Genomic DNA, 25,032 nt, shown 5'->3' with positions numbered 1-25,032 from the left:
CTGTATAAATGCTTCGGCTTCTGGCCGTTTTGTGGATATTTTTCACGTGGCGCCACACGGCGTCACTCCTGCACGGCACATTCGAGCGGTAGCGTTACAGCTGTTGATAACGACGTAAGATTTCCACGATCCGGTCATCCTGTTCCTGATCCGGCAGAAGGGCGGGTTGCCGGCTGGCGCCGACGGATGGGTCCTGAAGGTAAAGCGAGCGCTTGACCATGGCGGGTGCAAAACCGAGCGCATAGAGATCGGTGCGAAAATCCGTATAGATCGCCTGCTGGCGTTCGGCCTCGCCGATATCGCTGGCGTTGAAAGCATTGAGAATGCCGGCAAGCACATCCGGAAGCGCGTTGCCGAGGCCGGAGATGCAGCCGGCGGCGCCGTTCTGCAACGACCAGAGAACGAGATGATCCGGGCCGGAATACACTTCGAAACCGGGCATCTCCTTTGCTACCTGTAGATAGGCTTCCAGCGTCTGCTGCGCACCGCCAGAATCCTTGATGCCGGCAATGTTGCCATGGGCGGCGAGTTTGCGGGCGGTTTCCGGCTCTATGTGGTTCTGGGTTCGGGCGGGAATATCGTAGAGATAGACCGGTGTTTCGACGGCGTCGGCCACAGTCGAAAAATGGCGGATCAGCCCATCCTGGGTGCAGGCGATGAAGAAGGGTGTGATGACGGCAATACCGTCTACGCCGATGCGGTCGAAGGCTTTGGCGAGTTGCAGGGTTTCGAAAGTGGCGGGCATGCCGGCATTGACGATGACCTTCGCACGGCCCGCAACTTCGTCCACCACCTCTTCCGTCAGCCGGATTTTTTCTTCATGCGTCAGTGCGGTGAAATCGCCGTTAGTCCCGGCGCACATGATGTTGTTGCCGACCGCCACCTGACGGCGCACCTGCGCACGGGTCGCTTCGTAATTGATGGTTTCGTCCTCGTTGAAACAGGTCACGAGCGCGACGAAGGCTTGTTTGGTCATGAAAGAACTCCGCTTGGATTTCCAATAGTGTGATCGGCATCGGCCGGACGCAGAGACTGCATATCCGGGTCGGGATCGAGGCTGGCGGAAAGAAGCGCGCGCGTATAGGCCTCGCGCGGCGCTTCGAAAACCTGCCGTACAGTCCCGAATTCCACAACCTCTCCCCGCTGCATGACCATGACGTGATCGGCAAAATCGCGGACCACCGGCAGGTCATGCGCGATGAAGATGAAGGAGAGGCCGATTTCACGGCGCAGCTTGTCAAGAAGTGCAACAACCTGCGCCTGGACAGACACGTCGAGCGCCGAGACCGCTTCATCGCAGATGATGAGCTTCGGCTCCAGCGCCAGCGCGCGGGCAATCGCGATCCGCTGCCGCTGGCCACCGGAAAACTGATGCGGATAACGGCGCATATGTTCCGGCGAGAGGCCGACCTGATGCAGCAATTCCGCGACCCGTTCGCGCCATTTCGCTTTGGGTAATATGTCCGGATGGATCACCCAAGCTTCGGAAACCAGCTGGAACACAGTCATGCGGGGGTTCAGCGACTGGGTTGGATCCTGAAACACCATCTGTAGATCACGCCTGAGGGCAAAGAGTTCGGCAGGCGAAAGCTTGAAGAGATCACGCCCCTTCCACTCGGCGCTGCCGGCATCCGGCTCGTCGAGCCGGAGCAGAATGCGCGCGAGTGTCGATTTGCCGGAACCGCTTTCGCCGACGACAGCTATGGTTTCGCCCGCCATAAGGTCGAAGGAAACGCCCTTCAGTGCCTCGAATGCCCCATAACGTTTGCGCACATCGCGCACACGGAGGAGCGGTTCGCCGGTCGCATTCGGCTCGTGCATTTCGCCCCTGCCGGGGGCGGCGCTGATGAGCTTGCGGGTATAGGGATGCTTTGGGTTGCGATAGACCTCTCGAACCGTGCCTGCCTCCACCAGCACGCCCTTTTCCATCACGACCACCCGGTCGGCGATTTCGGCGACGACGCCAAGATCATGGGTGATGATGAGAACGGCCATGCCGGTTTCCCGCTGCAATTCCTTGAGCAGGGCAAGAACTTCAGCCTGAACCGTCACATCGAGTGCTGTGGTCGGCTCGTCGGCGATCAGGAGATCGGGCCGGAGCGCAAGCGCCATGGCGATCATCACACGCTGGCGCTGGCCGCCGGAAAATTCATGCGGATATTTCTTCAAGGCTCCGTCCGGATCAGGAATTCCAACGCGCGCGACAAGCCGCCTCGCCTCCGCTTCGGCTTTCGCCCTGTCCATGCCATGGGTAGTCATCGCCTCGCGGATCTGCCAGCCGACGGTATAGACCGGATTGAGATGGCTGAGCGGGTCCTGAAAGATCATAGCGATGCGCCGCCCATTGATTTCGCGGCGGGCCTCAGCCGGCATTGTCAGAAGGTCTTTGCCATCAAGAAATATCTGGCCGCCGCTGATACGTCCGGGCGGCATGTCGATGAGGTTCATAATGGCCGAGGACGATACCGATTTGCCCGAGCCGCTTTCACCGAGGATCGCAAGCGTTTCACCACGGTCGATATGGTAGGAAACATCCTTCACCGCATGCACGACACCGCCTGCGGTGTGAAACTCCACGGAAAGGTTGCGCACATCGAGAAGATGGTCAGCCATGTTTGCGGCCTTTCATTTCCAGCCGCCAGCGCTGCACGGGATCGAGCGCAATGCGCAGCCAGTTTGACAGCAGGTTGAGCGACAGAGTGGTGAGGATGATGGCAAGGCCCGGCCAGAAGGACAGCCACCAGGCATTGGTAAGGTACTGCCGCCCCTGCGAGATCATCAGGCCCCAGGTGATTTCCGGCGGTTGAATGCCGATTCCAAGGAAAGACAGCGCGCTTTCCGCCAGCATCACATAGGCGAAATCGAGCGTCGCAAGCGTTGTCAGCGTCGGCAGCACCACAGGTAGAATATGGCGGAACAGGATACGTTTGCCCGATGCGCCCATCACGCGCGCCGCCTGTACGAACATGCGTTCACGCACCTCCAGCACCTCGGCCCTTGTGGTGCGGATGTAAACGGGGATGCGGGTTATCGCCAGAACCAGCATCAGGTTGAGGATGGAGGAGCCGAGCAGATAAAGCACGATGACCGCGATCAACAGTGACGGAAACGACATGATCACGTCCGCCAGCCTCATGATGATCTGGCCGACACGGTTGGAGGAAAAACCGGCGATCAGGCCAAGCACGGTGCCGGTGACGGCGGAAAGGAAAACGGCACCGGCGGCGATCATCAGCGTATTTTGCGTGGCGGCGACGATGCGCGCCAGCAGCGGGCGACCGAGCGCATCCGCCCCCAGCCAGAAATACCATTCGCGTTGCCATTCGAACGGGGCAAGGTTGCGTCCACGCAGGTTCTGCTTCGTCGCCAGCTCGCCAAGCCACGCCGGGCCGACAAAGGCGAGAATGATGACGACGACGAGGAAGATCGCGGCGCAGAGGGCGAATTTATCCGCCCACAACATGCGCAGCATGCGCGTTGCAAAGGATGGCTCATCAATGATCTCTGTATCGGCGTTTGAAAGGCTCATGGCTGAACGTCTCCTCAGTGCCGGATACGCGGATCGAGCAGCGCATAGGCGATATCGATCAGAAGATTCATCAGAAAGATCGCAAGCGCGGTCACAAGAATTGCTGCCAGCACGACGTTGAAATCGCGCTGAAGAATGGAATCGATCATCAACTTGCCAACGCCAGGGAAACCAAAGATGGTTTCGACGATGACTGCGCCGTTGAGAAGGCTTGCCGCCTGATCGCCGATGACGGTGATGACCGGCAGCATGGCGTTTCGCAAGGCGTGGATGAAGATGATCGGACCCGATTTCACACCCTTGGCGCGCGCCGTTTTGACATAGGCAGAGGACAACGCACCAATCATCGAGCCGCGCACCACCTGAACGATGATGCCGAAGGGGCGCACGAACAGAACCGAGATCGGCAATATCCAGTGCAGCACCGAGCCGGTGCCGGAGGTGGGCAGCCAGGCGAGATTGACGGAAAACACCACGATCGCCACGATCGCCAGCCAGAAATCCGGCACTGAAGCGCCGATGAGCGAAATGGTGGAGGCCATGCGGTCGAAGAAGCCACCGGAGCGGAAAGCGGCAAGCGAACCGACGACGATTGCTGCGGTGGTGACGAGCGACATGGTGATGACCGCAAGCCACAGCGTCCAGACGAAAGCCTCCAGCACCACATCCAGCGCAGGGCGGGCCTTTCTGAGCGATTCACCCAGATCCCCCGTCATCACGTCGCCTGCGTAGCGCAGGAACTGCACCATCAGCGGATCGTTCAGCCCATGCAGCGCACGAAACTGCTGCTTCAATTCCTCCGAAGCCTCCACCGGCAAAAACAGCGCGGCCGGGTCCCCCGTCAGGCGAGAGAGGAAGAAAACCATTACGATGAGGCCGATCAGGGAGATCAGGCTCGCAACGGAACGTTTTCGGATGAAGCTCAGCATGGTTACCTCCGGTGTTCAGCACGACGGCGAAGCTTAAGCTCCGCCGCCGCTCTTTGTCAGATGAGATACCGGCTTACTTGATGCCGATTTCCGAAAGCTGCAGCATCGAATTGGTGGCGATGGTGGGCTTGAAGTCCAGCCGTTCGGAGACGCGGGAGAAGCCGACCATGTGGAACAGCAGCACATCCGCCACGACATCGTCATGCAGGTAGGCGATGAGCTCGGACCAGAGCTTGGCGCGTTCATCGCCGACGGCTGCGGATGCTCGTTCGATCAAGTCATCCACCTTGGGGTCCGAGAAGCCCGATTGCGTGCCCTTGGTGGCATATTTGAAGAACATGGTGAAGGACGGATCACCCTTGGAATTGTCGTGCATGGCAGCGACGATCTGCGGCCCCCGGCCTTCCTTGAAGGGCTTGGAATAATAGCTTTCGTGCTCGGCCACTTCCACGAATTTGAGGTCGATCTTGAAGCCGACTTCCTGCAATTGCTGCTGGATCGCCTCCATGATCTCGGTGACATTAGGGAAGTTCGCAGTGCGCGCGATGATGGTGATCGGCGTATCCACCTTCACACCAGCAGCTTTTGCCTCCTCCAGCAACTTCTTCGCGCCATCAGGGTCGTAGGGGAAAACCTTGACATCAGGGTTCCAGCCGAGCGTGGTCGGCGGAACGAGTGCGGTGGCCAGCACAGCACCTTCGGGAACCAGCGTGCCGAGGAAAGCCTGCCGGTCGATGGCGAGGTTGAGTGCACGGCGCACCCGCACGTCATTCAGCGGCGCAATGTTGTGGTCGAGGCGCATGTAGACCGTCTCGCTGTCGAGATAGGAAAAGTCGGTCTTCGGGTTTGTCGCGTCGAGCTGCGAAATGGAGGGTGAAAGATCGGCTTCGCCGGTCTGCACCATGGCGGCGCGAACCGAGGGGTCAGCGCGGAAAAGATAGGTCGCTTCCGTCACCTGCGGCTTGGCGCCCCAATAGTCGTCACGTGCAGTCAAAACAATCTGCTGGCCCGGTGTCCAGTTGGTCAGCTTGTAAGGTCCGGTGCCAACAGGCTCGCGGATAAATTCCATCTTGGTTTCTTCGGGCACGATGGTGACGAGCGACATCAGGAGCGGCAGAATGGGCTGGGCCGGCTCTGTCTTGAAGTCGATCGTATGGTCGTCGACAATCGTGGGGGTGACGGTCATACCGCCGAAGTAACGACGGGATTCGCAGGCATTCTTGTCGCTCATGATGCGTTCGAAGCTATGCTTGACATCCTTGGCATCGAAACCCGTGCCGTCGGAAAACTTCACGCCTTCACGCAGGTGGAAACGCCAGCTGCCATCCGCGTTCTGCTCCCATTTTTCAGCGAGGCGCGGCTGCACGCCGTTCTTGCCGCGCACATCAAGCTCGGTCAGCGTCTCGCTGACATTTTCCATGATGATACGGCCAATATTGGAGCGGGTCGCCATGCAAGGCTCCAGCAGGTCAGCCTCTTCCGCCAGCACGATCTTGATCGGCCCCGACGCCGCAAGCGCCGGCGAAACCGCGGCGCTAAGGCAACCCATAACAAGGGCGCCCGCAATCAATGACTTCTTCATTCCGTTCTCCTCCCAGATCAGAAATTCAGCAACATGGCGGCGTGCCGCAAGAGGCATTCAAAAGCCCCGTCTCCTGCATTGAGGAGCATGGCGTGCGGATGATCGTCTCCTCCACCCGTTATCAAAGCATCGACGCTATCACATTTTTTGTCAAATTATTTTTCAGAAGGATTTTTTATTGAGACCTAGTACATAACTTTTATCGTTATAAAACATATATTTATTTTAAATTATCAAAAATTCCAGACCCTCCTTTTGTCTTAAATAAACTTGACAACTTTTTGAATATGTCATTTTCATCAGACCAAGAGGAGACCACGATGACCCCTGATGACATCGCTCACGCCATGACCGGAGCCATCCATGCCGTTTCGGAAAACCGGCACGAAGCGTTCCTGCCATCGCCGATGATCCAGAACCATGCGAGCTTCCTGCACCTTCTGCAGGACGGTACCCTGCTGTGCGCCTGGTTTGGCGGAACGCTGGAGGGAAAATCGGATATTTCGATCTTCGCGTCCGCGCTCACACCCGGCGCGAGCCGGTGGGGAGCGCCGCAGCGCCTGAGCAACGATTCCGCCCATTCCGAACAGAACCCGGTTATTTTCACCGCACCTGACGGCACTCTCTGGCTGTTTCACACCGCCCAGCCATCCGGCAATCAGGACGAATGCCGCATCCGCATGGCGCGGGTCGTCCACGACCCGGCAACGCCGGAAAAGCTGTCCACCGAAGATGGCCGTTTTCTCGATCTTCCGAAAGGCTGCTTCATCCGTGCGCCGCTTCGCATCCGCGATGACGACGCCTGGCTTCTGCCGATCTTCCGCTGCGTTCAGCGCCCCGGCCAGAAATGGAACGGCAGCCACGATACCGCAGCGCTCGGCATATCGATAGACAATGGCATCACATGGCAATTGCAGGAGCTGGCGGGCTCGACCGGCTGCGTGCATATGAGTCCGGTTGCGGGCGCGAATGGGCGCTACTCGGCTTTTTTTCGCCGCCGCCAGGCCGATTTCGTTTACCGCACGGAAAGCGCCGATGGCGGCCGCTCGTGGGCAGAGCCGCAACCGACGGACGTGCCGAACAACAATTCCTCCATCGCCGCGATCAGGCTCGCTGACGGCAGGCTGGCGATGATCTGCAACCCCATCAACGCCGCGCAATCCAGCGACCGCCGCGCCTCGCTTTATGACGAACTGGGCGAGGAAGACGACAGACCGGATGCCGATCCGAGTGGTGGATGTGTGCCCATATGGGGCGTGCCGCGCGCGCCGGTTTCGATCTGCCTGTCCGATGACGACGGGCGCAGCTTTCCTACCCGGGTTTTGATCGAGGACGGGCCGGGTACCTGCCTGTCCAACGATTCGACGGACGGCCGCAATCTGGAAATGTCCTATCCATGGCTTCTGGAGGCAGCGGACGGTACCCTGCACGCAAGCTACACCTATCATCGCCGCGCAATCAAATATGTCCGGCTGGCGCCCGGCTGGGCAGACGCCAAGGACGGGAGAATCGGATGAGCAACATCATTGGTATCACCATGGGTGACCCCTGCGGCGTCGGCCCGGAAATCACCGTCCGCGCGCTTGCGGAAATGTCCGCCCTGGATCGAGAAGCAACGCGGATTTACGGCAACCTTGCCACGCTGGAAGCGGCGCGGGGTGCGCTTGGCATCGACATCGATCTTACTCGGAATGTGGTCGATCTGCCGGTGGAGGGCGCGCCGCTGCCATGGGGCACGCTGTCGCCGGTCGCCGGAGACGCCGCTTTCCGTTTCATCGAAAAGGCGGTGCGGGATGCCGAAGCGGGCGCAATCGGCTGCATCGTCACTGCTCCGATCAACAAGGAAGCCCTCAATCTTGCGGGCCACCATTATGACGGCCACACCGGCATGCTGCGCAGCCTGACCGGTTCTTCAGCCGCCTACATGTTGCTTGCCTCCGAGCGGCTGAAGGTCATTCACGTCTCGACCCATGTGTCCCTGCAGGAAGCCATTCGCCGGGCAACGACGGAGCGGGTGCTGGCGACCATCCGCGCTGGCAATGCCCATTTAAAGCGCATCGGTTACGAGCGGCCGCGCATCGCGGTTGCCGGTATCAATCCGCATTGCGGCGAAAACGGTCTGTTCGGCACCGAGGATGACGACCAGATTGCGCCAGCGGTTGCCGCCGCGCGCGCTGAAGGCATCGAGGTACACGGGCCGATTTCCGCCGATACCGTGTTCCACCGCGCGTATTCGGGGTCTTTCGATCTGGTCGTCGCGCAATATCACGATCAGGGCCATATCCCGATCAAGCTCGTCGCCTTCGATACCGCCGTCAATGTCTCGGTCGATCTGCCGATCGATCGCACTTCGGTCGATCATGGAACGGCCTTCGACATCGCCGGCAAAGGCATCGCCAATCACGGCAACATGAATGAGGCCATAGCCTATGCGCGCAAGCTCGTGGCAGGCAAGGGCGCAAGAGGATGAACACCATGTCCACAGCCTCCATTCTCATCCATCAGCCACGCAGGCTTGCCGTTGGCGCAGGCACCATTTCACAGGTCGGCGCCTGGGCCGGCAAAACCGCTTCCACCCTGGTGATCGCCACGCCGCTGACAGCGAAATTTGCCGACCGGCTGCAATTGCAGGGTCCTTTCACTGTCTTCGACGCCATCCCCGGCGAACCGGACACAGGGACGCTCGAGGCAGCACTGGCCGCAGCGCGCGCCGCCAAACCCGATCTCGTCATCGGCCTCGGCGGTGGCTCGGTGATGGATGTGGCGAAACTCGTCGCCGCACTCTGGAATTCCAGCCAGACGCTTGAGGATGTGGCAGGACCGAACAGGGTCGCAGGGCGCGACACCAGGCTCGTCCAGATTGCCACCACCGCCGGAACCGGCTCGGAAGCCGGGATTCGCTCGCTCATCACCGATCCCGTCAAGGGCAGCAAGGTCGCGGTCGAAAGCCCTCATCTGATTGCCGATTTCGCGGTGCTCGATCCGGAACTCACCTATTCCGTGCCATCAGCCGTGACAGCGGCGACGGGGGTGGATGCCATGGCGCATTGCGTGGAGGCTTTCACCAATCGCAAGGCGCATCCGATGATCGACGGTTTTGCCCGCATGGGCTTTTCTCTGGTGGGCAAATATCTGGCGCGCGCCGTTCGCGACGGCGCGGATACCGAAGCCCGCGAAGGAATGATGCTCGCCTCCTACTATGGCGGCATCTGCCTTGGCCCGGTCAATACGGCGGCGGGTCACGCCATCGCCTATCCGCTCGGCACGCTTCTCAACCTGCCGCACGGGCTGGCAAACGCTATCGTCTTCCCGCATGTTCTGGCTTTCAACCAGCACGCGGTTTCGGCAAAGACGGCGGAGGTGGCCGGAGCGCTAGGGCTTCGCGAGCATCTTTCATCCGATGATCTTCGCAAGGCAGCGACAGATTTCTGCGCCGGCCTCGGCATTGAAATGTCCCTCGCGCGGCACGGGGCGAGCGAAACCGACCTTCCCCGTTATGCGCAGGACGCTCACGCAATCCGCCGGCTGATGGACAACAATCCCGTCGATATGAGCCTTGAAGACGTGCTCGGCATTTACCGCCGCGCTTTCTAATCGAAAGTCCGGTGCGCTATTGCGCGCACCGGCTCGCCGTCACCTCCCTCAATCTGTATGCGAAGACTCAAAGAGGCGGTCACGTGATCCCGTCAGATGGTCGTGCATCAGCCGCCGTGCGGCATCGGCATCTCCTTCGGCAATCGCTACCGCAATCGCCTCGTGCTCGGCAAACACGCGAGTGAGGCCGGATGCCTCGCGCTTCACCGACATGCCGTGAAACTTCATTCCCACCGCAATGTGGTCCTTGAGAGCCTCCATCGCAGTCGAGAAATAGCTATTCCGTGCCGCCCGCGCGATGGCAAGGTGGAACTGGTAATCGGCATCCTCACGGTGGGACTGGCGATTGGTGGCGTCCCGCATCAGCTCGAGCGCCTTTTTGATTGCGACGAGCCTCTCGCCATCATGCCGCAAGGCCGCCGCCGCCGCAGCTGCCGGCTCCAGAGTCAGCCTGAATTCATAACAGTTCAGCAGGTCAGCGACATTTTCGAGCTGGCCGAAGCCCAGCGGCTCGCGCAGGCCGAATGCCCGCACATAGCTGCCGGAACCCCTTCGCGAATAGATGAACCCCTGTTCGCGCAGCCGCCGAAGCGCCTCGCGGACCACCGGTCGCGACACTTCGAATTCCATGGCAAGTTCATGTTCGGTCGGAAGCCGTTCATCCGGCTTGTAGGCGCCGGATTTGATCGCCCGGTGCATTCTCTCGAAAATAATGTCCGGAAGTGCCTTGCGCGCCGTTTCTTTCATCAGCCCCATCTGGTCAGCTTTCTCCAGCGTCATTTTCGCCAAGCATCATTTTCGCAATCCGTTTCAACGTGTCAGCTTGCCCAAAACCACCTGACTTCGCAATGATACATTGGTCGCCGGACCAGCCGACACCAAGACCGGGCAGGCACTCGCCGGCAAGGCGCAGACGCGATACCCCCATGGCACGCAGCACCGCTTCGGCCGTGGCGCCGCCTGACAAAAGCAACGTGTCGGTCCCGGTGGTGAAAAGCGGCACGACGCCGTACGCCAGCCGGTCTGAAACATCGAGCGGGGAAAGATCTTCCGCCCCTTGCGTCGCGTAAACGAGCGTCAGGCTGGAACGAGCATGCGCGTGAAAGGGCACAACGCCATTGGGTGCATCGGTGACCGATACCAACCCCGCGCCTTTAAGGATTTCAATTTGTTCAACGGTGATCGGGTCACGCGAACCTATGACGAAAAGCCCCTTACCCGCGGGAATAGCTGCCACCTCGGGCACCGCCTGCGCTGTCATCATTTCGGCCAGCGCCTCGGCCAGTCCTCGCGCGCCCACCAGAAGATCAACCCCGTTTGCGCGCCCGGCAAGCAAAGCCTCCCTCATGTCCGCATGCGATAGGGTGTCTGGGATTGCACAGCGGCTGGCGTGACCGCCCAGTCTTTCATGAACCGAAATCGTGCCGTCAACGCCAAAGCCGGACACGGAACCATTTACGACGATGCGTCCAAAATCTGGAATGGCTGGCGCTACAAGCGCATGCCGATAGGAAACCGCATCCATTTCCGCGGCGATATGTCCTTTCAGGCGGGAATCGATCTTCTTGAACAGAATTGTATCGGCCGGAACCAGTGCCATCAGTTCCTGCGTGCGGCGGCGGGCTTCATCCGCCTTGCCATCCCGACAACCCAGATTGACGCTGAGGACGGCCGGCGCATCGGCCACCGCTGCACGGACGCCGTCAAGACCGATCGCAACTTCAGTCGAAAGCCCACGCCCGGCAAAGGGGGCGGCCGCATCAAGCGCACCGGTCAGGTCATCGGAAAAAATCAACAGCACGGGCGAAACCTTAAGAAAAGTTGTAATGTTTTCCTTCGATAAATTTATTTATAATCAATAGATAAATGGATGTGAATAACAAAAACAACACGACGGTTCGATTAGCCGCACCGACACGTGTCGTCGTCATGGGCGAAAGATGGCAGGGAGAGGTTTATCCCTAGACGAACCGGAAAGGCAGGCCTGAGATGAGCGCTTTGACAAAGCGCTTTTTCTGAAAGCGGCCGTTCAGCGAAACGCGCGGCAACAGCATCGGCTTTTCAAGGCTATGGGCCCCAAGAACACCGGCCTGCGTGGTAACTGCTACGGGAAATCCCGCATCAAACACCGCTTTCGCCTCACGTTCTCCCACGGCTTTTATCCAGCCATAGGGATAGGAAAAGGACCTCGGCCGACGGCCGACATAGGTCTCCACCTGTCTTGTCGATTCCTCGATTTCGTAAGCCAGACGCGCCGCATCGATCTTGCGCATGTTCACATGCATCATGGTATGCGCGCCGAGATGAACCAGGGGATCGGTCGACAGCGCCTTGAGTTCGGCCGCATCCATGACGAGTTTGTCCACGATCGCGATCGGATCGATACCGTGTTGCCTCGCGACACGGTCGATCCTCTCTACCGCCTCGTCCTCCGCGAATATCTGGACGAAGTTTTCCAGGCGCGCGAAGGCTTCCGCTTTTTGTGGAAGGCTGGCGGATTTAATCTCCTCCGGCCCTGTCCCGAAATCGAATTCAAAGGACGTGGCTTTTTGCGTCAGCGCGGCAGTGGTTTCCCACCACACGCTACGCGTCCGCTCCACAAAACCCGGCGTGATGAAAATTGTATAGGGAACGGCATATTTTCGGAAAATCGGTGCAGCATATTCGGCATTGTTGCGATAGCCGTCATCAAGCGTGAAAGCGCAGAACGACCGTTTCTCGGAATTATCGGCGAGCAGGCCCGGCAGATCGTGCAGATGAACGGGAACGAGACCACATTCGAGCGCCGCCTCTATCGCCTCTTCCAGAAATTGTGGCGTGATCGACAAGTGTGCATTCGGCGCAAAAGCTGACGCTTCCTCGTCCGGACGAACATGGTGGAGCGTGAAGATCACGCCACGCCCGGCAAGAGCCGGAAAAGCCGCACGAACCGCCGGCAGGGAAGCTACCTCCAGCCCCGCCCTTATGACCCCATATTTCAGAGAGCGTTTTACCGACCGCAAAAACACCATTACCAATTACCGCAACTTCAAACCGGGCAGAACCCGTTTTTTGATGACTCTCCAGACCGTGAGCGGCAGGTCGATAAGGCCCGGCAAAGGATCGTTCGCCGCAAAAGCCGCCCAGCTGCGGATTGTGCGCAGAGAGGCGACATAGTCCCCGATTCCCGCCTGTCCCCGCCGATTCAACGTCAATGCGGCAATGGCATCGCGGACAAGATAGGACCACGACACACCTTGCCGCACATCAAGCGTCTGGCCGGTCGGCGTGTCGTTGGCAACCTGCCACAGCAGCGCGCCAAGATCGATGCCGGCCGCTGAACACAGGCCGAACCACGACCATGGGCGCGGATTGACATCGAGAAGTTTCAGCGATCCATCCCTGCCATCCCGCTTGAACTCCACCTCGACCAACCCGCTGTGGCCGGCCGATTTCAATATTTTCCTTGCCGCATCGATCGCTTGAGGGTTGTCGACAACCTCGACACAGGTGCTGGTGTAACCAAAATCGACGGGATACTGACGCAGGCGTCGGGCGGTGAATTCTGCAACTGGCTCTCCATCGCGCCAGAGCGCCGCATAGGAAAACTGGCTTTCTCCCCCGCCGGGAATGAGCTCCTGTACGACGACATTGCCCGCGCCGATCTCGCCGCTCGCAGCGGCAAAAGCAGCTTTCAGCGCCTGCCTGTCATCGGCGCGGATAACCTTCGCACGGGAAATCGCGGTGTCGCCCCCGCCCATATTCGGCTTCAGGATAACGGGAAATGTCACGTCCAGCGCATCGGCGTCATCGGACGAGGTCATTGCATAGGTCCGGGGGAAGCTGACACCGAGTTCCGCCGCGCGTTTGTAGAGCAGCGGTTTCTCGCACAACCATTGAAGGGAAGACCAATCAGGCAGGACGATTTTGTAAAAGGTGGAAAGCTCGTCGCGATGTTGTGAAACGAGCTGAACCTCGCCATCCCCTGATGGCACCAGAAGACACCCTTTCAGATGATGCTTCTCTGCCATATCGCGTAAAAACGCCATCGCCCCTGCATCATGAGGACCGGACCAGCGGATCGTGTTCTTCACGAAACGCGACCAGCCCGGCAGCGGTGAATCATGGGTGATATAGTGCACAGGCACATGAAGGGCGCCAAGGCTGCGGGCAAGGGCAAGCGTGCCGTGAGCGCCACCAACAATAACAACACCTGGAATGGTCACAGCCTGATCCCCGCCCTATTCCATACCTTGATCGCAAAAATTGATAAATAAATTGGATATTTCCAAAGTATTGCGCGTTCGGAGATCGAATTGGCGGAGCCGAAGAGCCTCATGCTCTTTCGGCTGCTTGCGAACGCTCGGAAGTTTGCTTCGAAGGCAAGCGCCTCACGCCTCTTTGCGCACAGGGCGCGGCTCGCCTTTGTCATCCACCGCTACCATGATGAAGACGGCCTCCGTAACCTTTTCACGGGAATCCTGATAGTGCCTGCGGGTCCAGGCCTCGATCTTGAGCGTGACGGAGGTGCGCCCAACCTTTTCGATCCTGGTATAGACACACAATGTATCGCCGATCTTGACCGGTTTCTTGAAGACGATTTCATGAACCGCCACTGTGACGGTACGCCCGCCTGCCACATCATTGGCGCGGACGAAGGCGGCAAGGTCCATCTGCGACATCACCCAACCGCCGAAAATATCGCCGGCCGGATTGGCGTCAGCCGGCATGGCAAGCGTTCTGAGCGTGAGTTCCATATCGGCGGGCGGTTGCTGTTCCATATCAAATTCCTTTCAAGAACCTCCCGCCGCCGGATTTAAACAACCGCGCCCCCTCAGCCAATAGCCGATTTTTCGCGGCAGCCCTTCCAAAACAGCAAGGAATCACGAAGCCATCGTAAGCTTCGGTTAACCATGATGCGGCACGATTCCAAAAAACCGCGAGGGCGTGCCAATGGCCTATGACTGGAGTGGAAACAATACGATACAGCAGCGCTACGACCGTATCATTCTCGCGGTTGCCAGCGTCATCGCCATCAGCCTGGCGACCGGCACCTTTGTTCTGCGCTCGCAGATGGAGCCGGACGGCACCATAAGCCTTGCCAAACAACAACGGCTGGACCTCGAAAAATGGCATTTGCGGCTTTGATCCGCACGATGAGGTCAACAGCAGCATAGCCCGGCGGCTTATTTCGGAGCGATATCCGGCTTTACGGTACTTTCCTTCATGGGGGCATGGTCCAGATGGGCCAAAGCCGGGGTAAGAACCGACAGAAATGTCTCGGATCTGCCGATGTAGATAATCGCTACGCCGTCGATCCCATTCAAAACCTCCGCCAGCGTATCCTGTGTCTGTTTTTCCAGCCCTTCCAGCAAATCGTCGATGACGATGAATTTCGGCTTCAACAACAGGGCATTGGCGATCCTGATGCTGGCCTGTTCATCCGAATCCAGCTTCTTGTCCCAGCGAATGTGTTCATCAAGCCTGGGCGCCATTTCGCCGAGACCACACGCGGTCAGCGCCGCGACATAGTCTGCCTCCGCAAACCGCTGGGGCGCGCGCGGATAGGCCAGAATTTCGCGCAGCGTACCTGTCGGCAAATAGCCGTGCTGGGCAATGAAAAGCGTATCGGACTGTTCGGGCATTTCTATCCTGCCCTGCCCCCATGGCCACAGACCGGCCATGGCGGCAAACAGCAGCCGCCGGTTCACGCCCTGTTCGCCATTGATCATCAGACGATCACCCCGCCCGATTTCAACCTCGGCCTCGCGCAGCCGGAAACCACGCTCCAGATCCTGTCCGCCCGCATCGCGGCAGATAGTCACCGACTGAAGGCGGATTTTTTCGTTGTCGGCACTTCGTTGAAGATCGATTGCGAGGCCGTGCTGTTCAACGCTATCCATCTGGATCAGAGCGTTGCGGAACACCGAAACACGCTGCAACGTCGCTTTCCAGCTGGCGATTGGCCCAAAATTGTCGATATACCAGCGAAGTGCGGTATTGACCTGGTTGAAGGCGCCGACGGCCATCATCAGCCCGCCGAAGGTGAGGTTGCCGGAAAAATAGACTGGTGCTGCGATAAGAATGGGCGCCACAACCGCCAACCAGCCGTAGCCCGAAGACACCCATGTCAGATGCGTCATTGCTAGAGCGAGCCCGCGAATTACGCCGAGCACGGCATCGATATCAACGCCGATCCGCCGCCGCTCGTTTTTTTCACCGCGCGCAAGCGCAATCGCCGCCAGATTTTCGCTGGCCCGCATCAGGGAAAAGCGTAGTTCGGCCTCTTTTGAATAACGTTCAGCATTCAGGCCGACCAGACGATAGCCGACAAGGTTGCTGAGCAGGGACGCCGAGCCCGCATAAAGGATCGCCGCCCAGACCATGTATCCGGGAATCGCGACCGGATCGCCGTTGATCGTGATGGAAAAGCCTGCCGACAGCGTCCACAGAACGCCGATGAAGCTGATGAGCAGGATCGTCGCATTCACAAGGCCGATGGAAAGCGCCGTGCTGCTTTCCGCAAGGTTGCGGACATCGTCGTGCAAACGCTGGTCCGGATTGATCGCAATCGTGCCGAAACCGGCAAGGCGGGCGGCGCGCCCCGGTTTCAGCCACTGGTCCACCATATCCTTGGCCAGACCCTCGCGCATGTTCAGCGCCGTCATCTGGTTAAGCCAGGTCTGAATGACATTGAGAAGCAACAACAGCCCGGCAATGATCGCGAAGACTTCGAGCTGGTGGAGGAAGGCGTCAAGATCGCGCCGCTCCAGCGCATTGTAAAACGGCGCGTTCCACTCATTGAGCCTGATCTGCCCGTAAGCGGTGAGCAATATCACCGCGAGCAGGGCAATCGACAGCAATATCAGCCGGTTGCGAACCGGCGACGTCCAGAAGGCATTGCCCATCATGCGCAGTTGCGAACGAAAATCGAGATCGAAGCCCGAAAGGTTCGCCGCACTCTTGCGCTGATCGTCGGTCACCGTTGTTGCCATTCATTCCATTCCGAAACGTCAGTCGGCAAAGAAAGCGGTTTGCGATCCTGCACCTTGCGATGCCCAGCAATAACACGCCGTTCAACCTTGTCCACAACCGCGGAGAAATCCCCAGGGCGACAATTAAAAAGCCGCGGCAATTCTTCGCGCCGGCAAACATCGGCGCCTCGGCCAACAATGCGGTTGCCTCCGGAAATGATCCTTGCTTTCTTTTCCTGCATTGCACAAAATCCAAATAATTTCAGAGGGGCGGACAAACCGCATAAACCGGAAAACCGGGCAAGGCAGATTAATGGCGATCAAAGCGAGCATCTATCATCTGACGCATTATAAATACGACAATCCGGTTCGCCTTGGACCGCAAATCATAAGATTGAAGCCCGCCTCGCACTCCAGAACCCATGTCATCAGCCATTCTCTCAAGGTTTCGCCGTCAAATCATTTCGTGAACCTTCAACAGGACCCTTACGGCAATTATCTCGCCCGTTTCGTTTTTCCCGAGCCGGCGACGGAATTTAAGATCGAGGTCGATCTTGTCGCCGATATGACGGTTTACAATCCGTTCGATTTCTTCGTTGAGGAAGAGGCGACCAAGTGGCCGTTCGATTATCCGCAGGAGCTGCGGGAAGATCTGTCCATCTACATGAAACCGGAACCGACCGGCCCCCTGCTTTCCGCCTTCATGGCCACCGTGGACCACACACCCGGACAGCCGACGGTGGATATGGTCGTCGGCCTCAATGCCCGTCTGCAACAGGAGATCGGTTACGTCATCCGCATGGAGCCGGGTGTTCAGACGCCGGAAGAAACGCTGGCTTCCGGCAAGGGTTCATGCCGCGACACCAGCTGGCTGTTCGTCCAGATCTTGAGACATCTCGGCCTTGCCGCACGTTTCGTGTCGGGATACCTCATCCAGCTGACACCGGATCTCAAGGCATTGGATGGCCCGTCAGGGACAGAGGTCGATTTCACCGATCTGCATGCCTGGGCCGAGGTCTATATGCCGGGCGCCGGCTGGGTTGGTCTCGACCCCACTTCGGGGCTTTTAACCGGCGAGAGCCATATTCCGCTTGCGGCAACGCCGCATTTCCGCAATGCCGCGCCGATTTCCGGCGGTTATTTCGGCGAGGCCAATACGGAATTCGCTTTCGACATGCAGGTTCGGCGCGTTGCCGAGACCCCGCGCATCACCAAACCCTTCTCCGATGAGAGCTGGGAGAGCCTCAATGCACTCGGCGAAAAGGTCGATCAGGTTCTGAACGCCCATGACGTCAGGCTGACCATGGGCGGCGAGCCGACCTTCGTTTCCATCGATGATTTCGAATCCGAGGAATGGAACACCGGCGCGGTTGGACCGACGAAACGCGAAAAAGCGGACGTGTTGATCCGCCGCCTGCGCGAACGTTTCGCGCCCGGCGGCTTCCTGCACTACGGGCAGGGAAAATGGTATCCGGGCGAAAGCCTGCCGCGTTGGACATTTTCGCTCTACTGGCGAAAGGACGGTCTGCCGATCTGGCAGAACCCTGCGCTGATTGCCGAAGAAGGCGCAAATACCGGTGTTGCGGCCGGCGACGCGCAAAAGCTACTGAGCGGTATCGCCACTCATCTCGGTGTGGAGCCGGATCTGGTGCTTCCGGCCTATGAGGATCCGGCCGAATGGATCATCAAAGAAGGTAGTCTTCCCGAAAATGTCGATCCGTCCAACTCGAAACTGAAAGACCCGGAAGAACGCAATCGCCTTGCCCGCGTGTTCGAACGCGGGCTGACGACACCGACGGGTTATATTCTTCCGGTGCAGGCGTGGAACGCCAAGCCCACCACAGACAAACGCTGGGTCAGCGAGAAATGGAAGACACGGCGCGGCAAGATTTTCCTCGTTCCGGGCGATAGCCCGGTAGGTTACCGCCTGCCGCTTGGCACCCTGCCCCATGTGCCGCCATCCGCCTATCCTTATATCCATGAAGCTGACCCTTCGATCCCGCGAGGGCCGCTTCCCGAGAAATTCCAGCCCTCCGGACGCACCATGCCGGAAGCGTCTTTCCATGCGGATGAGGCATCCGGCCAGGAACGCATAGAGCAGACGCTTGGTGAAATCGGCGGCGCGGTGCGCACAGCCATGTCGGTGGAACCGCGCGATGGACGGCTCTGCGTCTTCATGCCGCCTGTCGAACGCATCGAGGATTATCTGGAACTGGTCGCAGCGGCAGAAGCGGCAGCGGCCGAGCTCGGGCTGCCGGTCCATATCGAAGGTTATGCTCCACCGCATGACGAGCGTATCAATGTCATCCGTGTCGCGCCCGATCCCGGCGTCATTGAGGTCAACATCCACCCGGCTGCAAGCTGGAAGGATTGTGTCGACATCACCACGGCGGTCTATGAAGAGGCGCGACAGACGCGTCTGGGCGCTGACAAGTTCATGATCGATGGCCGTCACACCGGCACCGGTGGTGGCAACCATGTGGTCGTGGGCGGGGCCAACCCGAATGACAGCCCTTTCCTACGGCGTCCCGACCTTCTGAAAAGCCTTGTCTTGCACTGGCAGCGGCACCCGTCGCTTTCCTACCTGTTCTCCGGCCTGTTCATCGGACCGACGAGTCAGGCGCCCCGCATCGACGAAGCCCGCCACGACAGTCTTTACGAACTGGAGATCGCGCTGGCGCAGGTGCCGGCCCCTGGTCAGGGCGCGCCGCCGCTGCCATGGCTGGTCGACCGCCTGTTCCGCAACCTCCTGACGGATGTGACGGGCAACACCCACCGCGCCGAAATCTGCATCGACAAGCTGTTTTCTCCGGATGGGCCGACCGGTCGCCTTGGCCTTGTGGAGTTCCGCGGCTTCGAAATGCCGCCGAATGCCCGCATGTCGCTCGCCCAGCAATTGCTGGTGCGCGCCCTCATCGCCCGTTTCTGGAAAAACCCCGCCGCAGGCAAATTCGTGCGCTGGGGCACAGCACTTGCAGACCGATTCATGCTGCCGCACTACATCTGGGCAGACTTTATGGACGTGCTCGGAGACCTGAGGGAAAATGGCTTCGACCTGAAGCCGGAATGGTTCACAGCCCAGCAGGAATTCCGTTTCCCCTTCTTCGGTGAGGTTGAATACGAAGGCGCGAAGCTGGAATTGCGCCAGGCTCTGGAGCCCTGGCATGTTATGGGCGAACAGGGTGCCATCGGCGGAACCGTGCGTTTTGTCGACAGCTCCGTCGAGCGTATGCAGGTCCGCCTCGAAACCTCCAACCCTGCGCGCTATACCGTGACGTGCAACGGTCGCGCCGTTCCGCTAACTCCGACGGAAAACCGCAGCGTTGCGGTCGCCGGTGTTCGTTTCAAGGCGTGGCAGCCCTCTTCCGGCCTGCATCCCGTTCTGCCGGTCAATTCGCCCTTGACCTTTGACATTTATGATACATGGTCGGGACGATCGATCGGCGGATGCATCTACCATGTTGCTCATCCGGGCGGTCGCAATTACGAGACCTTTCCCGTCAACGGCAACGAGGCCGAGGCACGCCGCCTTGCCCGTTTCGAACCATGGGGACATACGGCCGGGCAATATCCGTTGATGGCGGAAACCGTGTCGCCAGAATTTCCGCTGACGCTCGATCTGCGCCGGCCATACGGAGTATAAATTGTCCAAAGCCCCGGCCACGGAACGCAAGACGGAAACGAGCGCGCAATCGCGCGGGCTTGACTACTCCACCTTGCCCGGCGTGGCCGATGAGATGCTCGATACCAACGGCAAGGTCAGACCGGTCTGGAAAACCCTGCTCGGTGCCCTGTCGCGCATGTCGGAACGGGAACTGCATGAGCGCTTTGCCCGCACCGACCGCTATCTGCGCGATGCGGGTGTGTTTTACCGCGATTACAGCAAGGGAAGCAGCGAAAGAAACTGGCCGATCTCCCATATCCCGGTGCTGATCGACGACAAGGAATGGACGGTTCTTTCCGAAGGGCTTAAACAGCGCGCCAATCTTCTGGAAGCCATGGTTGCCGATTTTTACGGCGAAAACCGGCTGGTGAAGGAAGGTTACGTACCGCCGGCACTGATCGCCTCCAATCCGGAGTATCTGCGGCCGATGGTCGGCGTAAAACCGGCAAGCGGCCATTATCTGCATTTCTGCTCGTTCGAGATTGGACGCGGACCTGATGGCAACTGGTGGGTACTGGCCGACAGGACACAGGCGCCTTCCGGCGCAGGGTTTGCGCTGGAAAACCGGGTGGCGACCACGCGCGCGCTTTCCGACATCTATGCCGAAACCCATGTTCACCGTCTCGCTTCGTTTTTCGGCGCTTTCCGCGACACCTTACAGTCTCACAGGAAACATCCGGATGACCGCATCGCCGTGCTGACGCCCGGCCCCGCAAACGAAACCTATTTCGAACACGCCTATATCGCCCGCTATCTCGGCTTCATGCTGCTAGAGGGTGAGGATCTGACCGTGGTCAACGGCCGCGTGATGGTGAGGACCGTGGCCGGACTGAAACCGATCGGTGTGCTTTGGCGGCGCCTCGACGCCTCCTATTCCGATCCGCTGGAACTGAACCAGCAATCCCACATCGGTACGCCCGGCATGGTCCAGGCGCTGCGCAATGAAGCACTGACAATCGTCAACGCGCTCGGCACCGGCATTCTCGAAACACGGGCCCTGCTGTCCTTCATGCCGCGCGTCTGTCGCCACCTGCTTGGCGAAGACCTGAAACTGCCGTCCATCGCGACCTGGTGGTGCGGACAGGAATCCGAGCGCCGCCACGTTGCCGGCAATATCGAGGGCATGGTCATCGGCCCGGCCTATTCCCGGCTGCCCTTCTTCGAAGACAACGGTCAGTCCGTGCTCGGCTCGTCCTTACGTGAAACGGCGAAGGAATCGATCAGCGACTGGCTCGCTTCCGATGGCCACAGGCTTGTCGGCCAAGAGGTGGTGACGCTTTCCACCACGCCGGCCTATATCGACAACAAGCTCGTGCCGCGCCCGATGAGCCTTCGTGTTTTTGCCGCCCGCACCCAGGACGGCTGGCAGATCATGCCCGGCGGCTTTGCGCGGATCGGCAGCAGCAACGATGTATCCGCCATCGCCATGCAATCAGGCGGCAGTGCTGCGGATGTCTGGATCGTCAGCGACAAGCCGGTGGAACGCACCACGCTTTTACCGGCGGAAGAAAGCTTCACCCGCAACATGCCGGGTAGCCTGCCGAGCCGTGCGGCGGACAACCTCTTCTGGCTCGGCCGCTATATCGAACGTTCGGAAGGCGCATTGCGCATCTTGCGCGCCTGGCACGGACGTTATGCCGAATCCGCCGACCCACGTCAGCCCTTGCTTGCGCATGTGACGCGTTATCTCGAAGCGCTGGATGTGGAGATGAACGATGCCGTGCCGGAAAGCCTGCTGAACAACATCAACAGCGCGCTTTATTCCGCCAGCAACATCCGAGACCGTTTTTCGCCGGACGGATGGCTTGCGCTGAATGACCTTGCCAAGACTGCCCGTCGGTTCCACGCAAAGGTGTCGCCGGGCGACGACGCGACCCATGCCATGACGATCCTGCTGCGCAAGCTTGCAGGCTTTGCCGGTCTCGTGCACGAAAACATGTATCGTTTCACCGGCTGGCGTTTCCTGTCGATCGGCCGCTATCTCGAGCGTGGCCTGCATATGACAAGGCTTCTCGGCCATATGACCGGACCGGATGCGCCAGATGGATCCTATGACATGCTGCTCGAAATCGGTGACAGCGTCATGACCCATCGCCGCCGCTACAATGTCAGCACGGCGGGTCTGACCGTCACTGATCTTCTGGCGCTCGATCCGCTCAACCCACGGTCCATCCTGTTTCAGCTGAACGAGATTCGTACCGAGGTGGAGCAGCTGCCGAACGCCTTTACGAACGGCCAGATGTCGCCCTTTTACCGCGAGGCAATGCGGCTGCATTCCGGCCTTGCCGTCATGACGCCGGAAAACATGAACGGCGCGATCTACCGCCAGCTCGAAACGGACATGGAACATCTCTCCGATGTTCTGGCCCAGACATATCTCGGATAACCCGATGCTTTATGACCTTTCCCTGCATATGGGTTACACCTACGACACGCCGGCCCATGGCGCGCGTCACATCATCCGCGTGCTGCCCCTTTCTATCCCGGGCCGTCAGCGCTTCATTGCCGGCACCATCGATGTTTCGCCGATGCCGGAAGAACGGGCGGTCTTTGAGGATTTCTTTCATCAATCGGCCACCTCAGTGCATCTGCGCGCACCGCACGAAAAGCTGGATATCCGCATGCAGGCGCGTGTGATGGTGGAGGCACCGGCGCTAACAGCAGATTTTTCACCCGAGCTTTCACGCCTGCCGCAAGACCTTGCCGACTTCTGGTCGATCGACTTCCAGTCACCGCATCACTTTATCGGCGCCAGCCCGAGGCTAGGGATGGATACGGCGATATCGGCCTATGCGCGGGAATTGCTGAAGCCCGGAATGACCATTCGCGAAATCGCACTCTCGATGTGCAAACGCATACACAAGGACTTCACCTATGACGGTGAAGCGACGACTGTCGATACGACACCGTCGGAAGCCTTCAAGCTGAAACGCGGCGTATGCCAGGACTTTTCGCATATCATGATCATGGCGCTGCGCAGCCTTGGCATTCCCGCCGGTTACGTCAGCGGCTTCCTGCGCACCATCCCCCCGCCGGGCAAGGAACGTCTGGAAGGTGCCGATGCGATGCATGCCTGGGTTCGCGTATGGTGCGGTGAGGCCGCCGGTTATCTGGAGCTCGACCCCACCAATGATATCGTTGCCGGCAGCGACCACATCGTCGTCGGCTATGGCCGGGACTATTCCGATGTCGCGCCGGTGATCGGGGTATTGAAGAGCTACGGCAACCAGCAGATCAAACAGGCCGTCGACGTCATTCCCGTCCAGTAATGATACATTGCGTGTTATTCTGAGCATACTCGAATTAATACTTGAAAAACTGCACCAATTTGAACGACGTATAAAATTTAACCGTTTGCATTAGTGGATTCTACATCGTTTGCGGGTTTCCTGCGCTCAGTCTAATGTTCTAATTAGTGAGCCCGTTATGATCTCCTCCGCATATCAAAAAATGACGCGCCGTTTCCTTGCCGATACGGGTGGCAATTTTGGCATGATGACGGCAATATTGCTGCCGGTGCTACTTGGTTTTGCCGGAGCCGGCATGGAGCTGGCGAATGTGATGCAGGTGAAAGCGGATCTGCAGAACACGGCGGATTCGGCGGCTCTTGCGGCGGCGACCGAGGCCCGCTTGAAAGAAGGCGCTCTGACGGACGAACAAATCAAGGAAATCGCCAAGGCCTTCATCGCCAGCCAGATGGAAAAGACCCTGACCGATGAGGAGAAGAAGGCGCTCGAGAAAAACTCTCCAGTCAATATTGGCACAACGGACGATGCGCGCGGCAAGACCTACACCATCCAGACCACGATAAACTACCAGATGCAGCTTAATCCGCTCTTTGGGTTCTTCGGGGCGAAAACACTCGACCTTGCCGCGACAGGCACCGCGGTAAGCACTGTCAACAAGGGCGCGCCGATCTCCATGTATCTGGTGCTCGACCGCTCGGGTTCGATGTCCTTCAAGACCGATACGGTCGATACAAGTAAGATCGCGTGCCCGGTCTATACCGAGAAGAACTGGGGACAGAGTGAGGCCCGCGCCACGTCCCAGCCATGCTATGTAACCAAGATCGCATCACTTAAGACTGCGGTGAACTTCCTCGTCGATACACTGAACCAGGCAGACCCGACATATCAGAACGGCACATCCGAACTCGTGCGACTCGGTGCCGTTGCCTACAACAGTAACGCATTCGCAGCGCAGGCAATTACCTGGGGCACCCGGACGGGGCAAAAATATGTGACGGATATTCCGGAATATCCCACCGGTGGCACGGATGCCTCAGCAGCGATGCGCACGGCAACGGCGGCGCTCGTCAAGACGAATATCACCGAGGCGAACCAACATACCAAAAAAGGCAATGAGTCATTCGAGCGATACATCGTACTGATGACCGACGGCGAGATGAACAGCACCACCATAGACAGCAATGTGCGAGCCACCTGTAAAACCGCGAAGGCCGAGGGAATCAAGATTTTTACGGTAGCGTTCATGGCCCCACCAGAAGGCAAGAAGTTGCTGCAATTTTGTGCATCCAGCGCCGAAAACTATTATGAGCCCGAAAGCAAAGAGCAGATCGTTACCGCCTTCGGGCAAATTGCCCGCAAGGCTGCCGGCAGTTTGGCAACGCTGACCAATTAACGGAAAATCAAGCCAGCATCCCCCGGAAACGACCCCGCTTCCGAGGAGCGATGTTCCCGGGGCGACCTTGCCGGGTTGCATGGCTGGCACGGCGTGCGCGGCAGGTGACAGCGGCGGCGGCCCGTGGCATAGGAGGGCGC

General features: G+C 59.1%; 20 protein-coding genes. 8 read left to right on the top strand and 12 right to left on the bottom strand.

From position 1 onward, the window contains the following. Nucleotides 1-94: 94 nt before the first annotated feature. The 5 genes from CRO62_RS08435 to CRO62_RS08415 all read right to left on the bottom strand — a co-directional run bounded on the left by CRO62_RS08435 (nucleotide 95) and on the right by CRO62_RS08415 (nucleotide 6,040). Nucleotides 95-976 (bottom strand): dihydrodipicolinate synthase family protein, encoded by an 882-nt coding sequence (locus tag CRO62_RS08435; RefSeq protein WP_097099863.1) that lies wholly within the window; start codon nucleotides 974-976, stop codon nucleotides 95-97. Then, the gene (locus CRO62_RS08430) at nucleotides 973-2,613 is read right to left on the bottom strand and encodes an ABC transporter ATP-binding protein (RefSeq protein WP_097099862.1); all 1,641 of its coding nucleotides are present in this window, start codon (nucleotides 2,611-2,613) and stop codon (nucleotides 973-975) included. The genes CRO62_RS08435 and CRO62_RS08430 overlap by 4 nt, the downstream gene beginning before the upstream one ends. Next, nucleotides 2,606-3,529, bottom strand: a complete 924-nt coding sequence (locus tag CRO62_RS08425) for an ABC transporter permease (RefSeq protein WP_065660432.1) — start codon at nucleotides 3,527-3,529, stop codon at nucleotides 2,606-2,608. Before CRO62_RS08425 ends, CRO62_RS08430 begins: the two co-directional genes overlap by 8 nt. 14 nt (nucleotides 3,530-3,543) lie before the next feature. After that, nucleotides 3,544-4,458, bottom strand: a complete 915-nt coding sequence (locus tag CRO62_RS08420; RefSeq protein WP_003511517.1) for an ABC transporter permease — start codon at nucleotides 4,456-4,458, stop codon at nucleotides 3,544-3,546. 73 nt (nucleotides 4,459-4,531) lie between these two features. Further along, nucleotides 4,532-6,040, bottom strand: a complete 1,509-nt coding sequence (locus tag CRO62_RS08415) for an ABC transporter substrate-binding protein (protein WP_026330723.1) — start codon at nucleotides 6,038-6,040, stop codon at nucleotides 4,532-4,534. 320 nt (nucleotides 6,041-6,360) lie between these two features. On the opposite strand from CRO62_RS08415, the gene CRO62_RS08410 reads away from it, so the two are divergent. Genes CRO62_RS08410 through CRO62_RS08400 form a run of 3 tightly spaced genes read left to right on the top strand, consistent with a single transcriptional unit; the run spans nucleotide 6,361 to nucleotide 9,634 of the window. Next, entirely contained in the window at nucleotides 6,361-7,557 is a 1,197-nt protein-coding gene (locus CRO62_RS08410; protein ID WP_097099861.1) for a sialidase family protein, read from the top strand. Continuing rightward, on the top strand, nucleotides 7,554-8,510 hold the full coding sequence (gene pdxA / locus CRO62_RS08405) for a 4-hydroxythreonine-4-phosphate dehydrogenase PdxA (protein ID WP_097099860.1): 957 nt from the start codon (nucleotides 7,554-7,556) through the stop codon (nucleotides 8,508-8,510). The genes CRO62_RS08410 and pdxA overlap by 4 nt, the downstream gene beginning before the upstream one ends. Then, nucleotides 8,507-9,634, top strand: a complete 1,128-nt coding sequence (locus CRO62_RS08400) for an iron-containing alcohol dehydrogenase (protein ID WP_097099859.1) — start codon at nucleotides 8,507-8,509, stop codon at nucleotides 9,632-9,634. Before pdxA ends, CRO62_RS08400 begins: the two co-directional genes overlap by 4 nt. Before the next feature lie 48 nt (nucleotides 9,635-9,682). Here CRO62_RS08400 and CRO62_RS08395 read toward each other — a convergent pair whose 3' ends face one another. From CRO62_RS08395 to CRO62_RS08375, 5 genes are all read right to left on the bottom strand, one after another. After that, entirely contained in the window at nucleotides 9,683-10,390 is a 708-nt protein-coding gene (locus CRO62_RS08395; protein WP_097100432.1) for a FadR/GntR family transcriptional regulator, read from the bottom strand. Nucleotides 10,391-10,394: 4 nt separating this feature from the next. Further along, complete coding sequence (locus CRO62_RS08390) at nucleotides 10,395-11,435, bottom strand: four-carbon acid sugar kinase family protein (protein WP_097099858.1); 1,041 nt, start codon at nucleotides 11,433-11,435, stop codon at nucleotides 10,395-10,397. A gap of 160 nt (nucleotides 11,436-11,595) precedes the next feature. After that, on the bottom strand, nucleotides 11,596-12,645 hold the full coding sequence (locus CRO62_RS08385) for a polysaccharide deacetylase family protein (RefSeq protein ID WP_097099857.1): 1,050 nt from the start codon (nucleotides 12,643-12,645) through the stop codon (nucleotides 11,596-11,598). Nucleotides 12,646-12,651: 6 nt separating this feature from the next. Beyond that, entirely contained in the window at nucleotides 12,652-13,839 is a 1,188-nt protein-coding gene (locus CRO62_RS08380) for an ATP-grasp domain-containing protein (RefSeq protein ID WP_097099856.1), read from the bottom strand. Between the two features lie 165 nt (nucleotides 13,840-14,004). Then, a complete protein-coding gene (locus tag CRO62_RS08375; protein WP_003511527.1) occupies nucleotides 14,005-14,394 on the bottom strand; it encodes an acyl-CoA thioesterase in 390 nt (129 codons plus the stop codon). A gap of 172 nt (nucleotides 14,395-14,566) precedes the next feature. On the opposite strand from CRO62_RS08375, the gene CRO62_RS08370 reads away from it, so the two are divergent. Continuing rightward, nucleotides 14,567-14,761 carry a hypothetical protein gene (locus tag CRO62_RS08370; protein WP_097099855.1) on the top strand — a complete coding sequence of 65 codons (195 nt, stop codon included), beginning with the start codon at nucleotides 14,567-14,569 and terminating at the stop codon, nucleotides 14,759-14,761. 38 nt (nucleotides 14,762-14,799) lie between these two features. Here the strand turns inward: CRO62_RS08370 and CRO62_RS08365 are convergent, their stop codons facing one another. Together CRO62_RS08365 and CRO62_RS27160 are read right to left on the bottom strand one after the other, a co-directional pair. After that, nucleotides 14,800-16,608, bottom strand: a complete 1,809-nt coding sequence (locus tag CRO62_RS08365) for an ABC transporter ATP-binding protein/permease (protein WP_097099854.1) — start codon at nucleotides 16,606-16,608, stop codon at nucleotides 14,800-14,802. Beyond that, on the bottom strand, nucleotides 16,593-16,829 hold the full coding sequence (locus tag CRO62_RS27160; RefSeq protein WP_154963646.1) for a hypothetical protein: 237 nt from the start codon (nucleotides 16,827-16,829) through the stop codon (nucleotides 16,593-16,595). The genes CRO62_RS08365 and CRO62_RS27160 overlap by 16 nt, the downstream gene beginning before the upstream one ends. Before the next feature lie 71 nt (nucleotides 16,830-16,900). Between CRO62_RS27160 and CRO62_RS08355 the strand changes: the two genes are divergently transcribed. The 4 genes from CRO62_RS08355 (at nucleotide 16,901) to CRO62_RS08340 (ending at nucleotide 24,892) form a co-directional block, all read left to right on the top strand. Beyond that, nucleotides 16,901-20,230, top strand: a complete 3,330-nt coding sequence (locus CRO62_RS08355; protein ID WP_097099852.1) for a DUF2126 domain-containing protein — start codon at nucleotides 16,901-16,903, stop codon at nucleotides 20,228-20,230. 1 nt (nucleotide 20,231) lies between these two features. Further along, complete coding sequence (locus CRO62_RS08350; RefSeq protein WP_003511535.1) at nucleotides 20,232-22,637, top strand: circularly permuted type 2 ATP-grasp protein; 2,406 nt, start codon at nucleotides 20,232-20,234, stop codon at nucleotides 22,635-22,637. Between the two features lie 4 nt (nucleotides 22,638-22,641). Next, nucleotides 22,642-23,520, top strand: coding sequence for a transglutaminase family protein (locus tag CRO62_RS08345; RefSeq protein WP_097099851.1), 879 nt, complete (start codon nucleotides 22,642-22,644; stop codon nucleotides 23,518-23,520). A 157-nt stretch (nucleotides 23,521-23,677) separates the two neighbouring features. Then, on the top strand, nucleotides 23,678-24,892 hold the full coding sequence (locus tag CRO62_RS08340; protein ID WP_097099850.1) for a vWA domain-containing protein: 1,215 nt from the start codon (nucleotides 23,678-23,680) through the stop codon (nucleotides 24,890-24,892). The last annotated feature ends 140 nt before the right edge of the window (nucleotides 24,893-25,032 follow it).

Origin of the sequence: Rhizobium sp. AN6A (assembly GCF_900215635.1) — a bacterium.
GTDB lineage: Bacteria > Pseudomonadota > Alphaproteobacteria > Rhizobiales > Rhizobiaceae > Agrobacterium > Agrobacterium tumefaciens.
Note: the sequence above shows the minus strand (reverse complement) of the source record. Positions and strands in the feature narration are given on the sequence as shown.

What these genes read in the sequence shown, in the direction of transcription:
- CRO62_RS08435 (WP_097099863.1), bottom strand. Translation starts at nt 976, where the DNA reads ATGACCAAACAAGCCTTCGTCGCGCTCGTGACCTGTTTCAACGAGGAC.
- CRO62_RS08430 (WP_097099862.1), bottom strand. Translation starts at nt 2,613, where the DNA reads ATGGCTGACCATCTTCTCGATGTGCGCAACCTTTCCGTGGAGTTTCAC.
- CRO62_RS08425 (WP_065660432.1), bottom strand. Translation starts at nt 3,529, where the DNA reads ATGAGCCTTTCAAACGCCGATACAGAGATCATTGATGAGCCATCCTTT.
- CRO62_RS08420 (WP_003511517.1), bottom strand. Translation starts at nt 4,458, where the DNA reads ATGCTGAGCTTCATCCGAAAACGTTCCGTTGCGAGCCTGATCTCCCTG.
- CRO62_RS08415 (WP_026330723.1), bottom strand. Translation starts at nt 6,040, where the DNA reads ATGAAGAAGTCATTGATTGCGGGCGCCCTTGTTATGGGTTGCCTTAGC.
- CRO62_RS08410 (WP_097099861.1), top strand. Translation starts at nt 6,361, where the DNA reads ATGACCCCTGATGACATCGCTCACGCCATGACCGGAGCCATCCATGCC.
- pdxA (WP_097099860.1), top strand. Translation starts at nt 7,554, where the DNA reads ATGAGCAACATCATTGGTATCACCATGGGTGACCCCTGCGGCGTCGGC.
- CRO62_RS08400 (WP_097099859.1), top strand. Translation starts at nt 8,507, where the DNA reads ATGAACACCATGTCCACAGCCTCCATTCTCATCCATCAGCCACGCAGG.
- CRO62_RS08395 (WP_097100432.1), bottom strand. Translation starts at nt 10,390, where the DNA reads ATGGGGCTGATGAAAGAAACGGCGCGCAAGGCACTTCCGGACATTATT.
- CRO62_RS08385 (WP_097099857.1), bottom strand. Translation starts at nt 12,645, where the DNA reads ATGGTGTTTTTGCGGTCGGTAAAACGCTCTCTGAAATATGGGGTCATA.
- CRO62_RS08375 (WP_003511527.1), bottom strand. Translation starts at nt 14,394, where the DNA reads ATGGAACAGCAACCGCCCGCCGATATGGAACTCACGCTCAGAACGCTT.
- CRO62_RS08370 (WP_097099855.1), top strand. Translation starts at nt 14,567, where the DNA reads ATGGCCTATGACTGGAGTGGAAACAATACGATACAGCAGCGCTACGAC.
- CRO62_RS08365 (WP_097099854.1), bottom strand. Translation starts at nt 16,608, where the DNA reads ATGGCAACAACGGTGACCGACGATCAGCGCAAGAGTGCGGCGAACCTT.
- CRO62_RS27160 (WP_154963646.1), bottom strand. Translation starts at nt 16,829, where the DNA reads ATGCAGGAAAAGAAAGCAAGGATCATTTCCGGAGGCAACCGCATTGTT.
- CRO62_RS08355 (WP_097099852.1), top strand. Translation starts at nt 16,901, where the DNA reads ATGGCGATCAAAGCGAGCATCTATCATCTGACGCATTATAAATACGAC.
- CRO62_RS08345 (WP_097099851.1), top strand. Translation starts at nt 22,642, where the DNA reads ATGCTTTATGACCTTTCCCTGCATATGGGTTACACCTACGACACGCCG.
- CRO62_RS08340 (WP_097099850.1), top strand. Translation starts at nt 23,678, where the DNA reads ATGATCTCCTCCGCATATCAAAAAATGACGCGCCGTTTCCTTGCCGAT.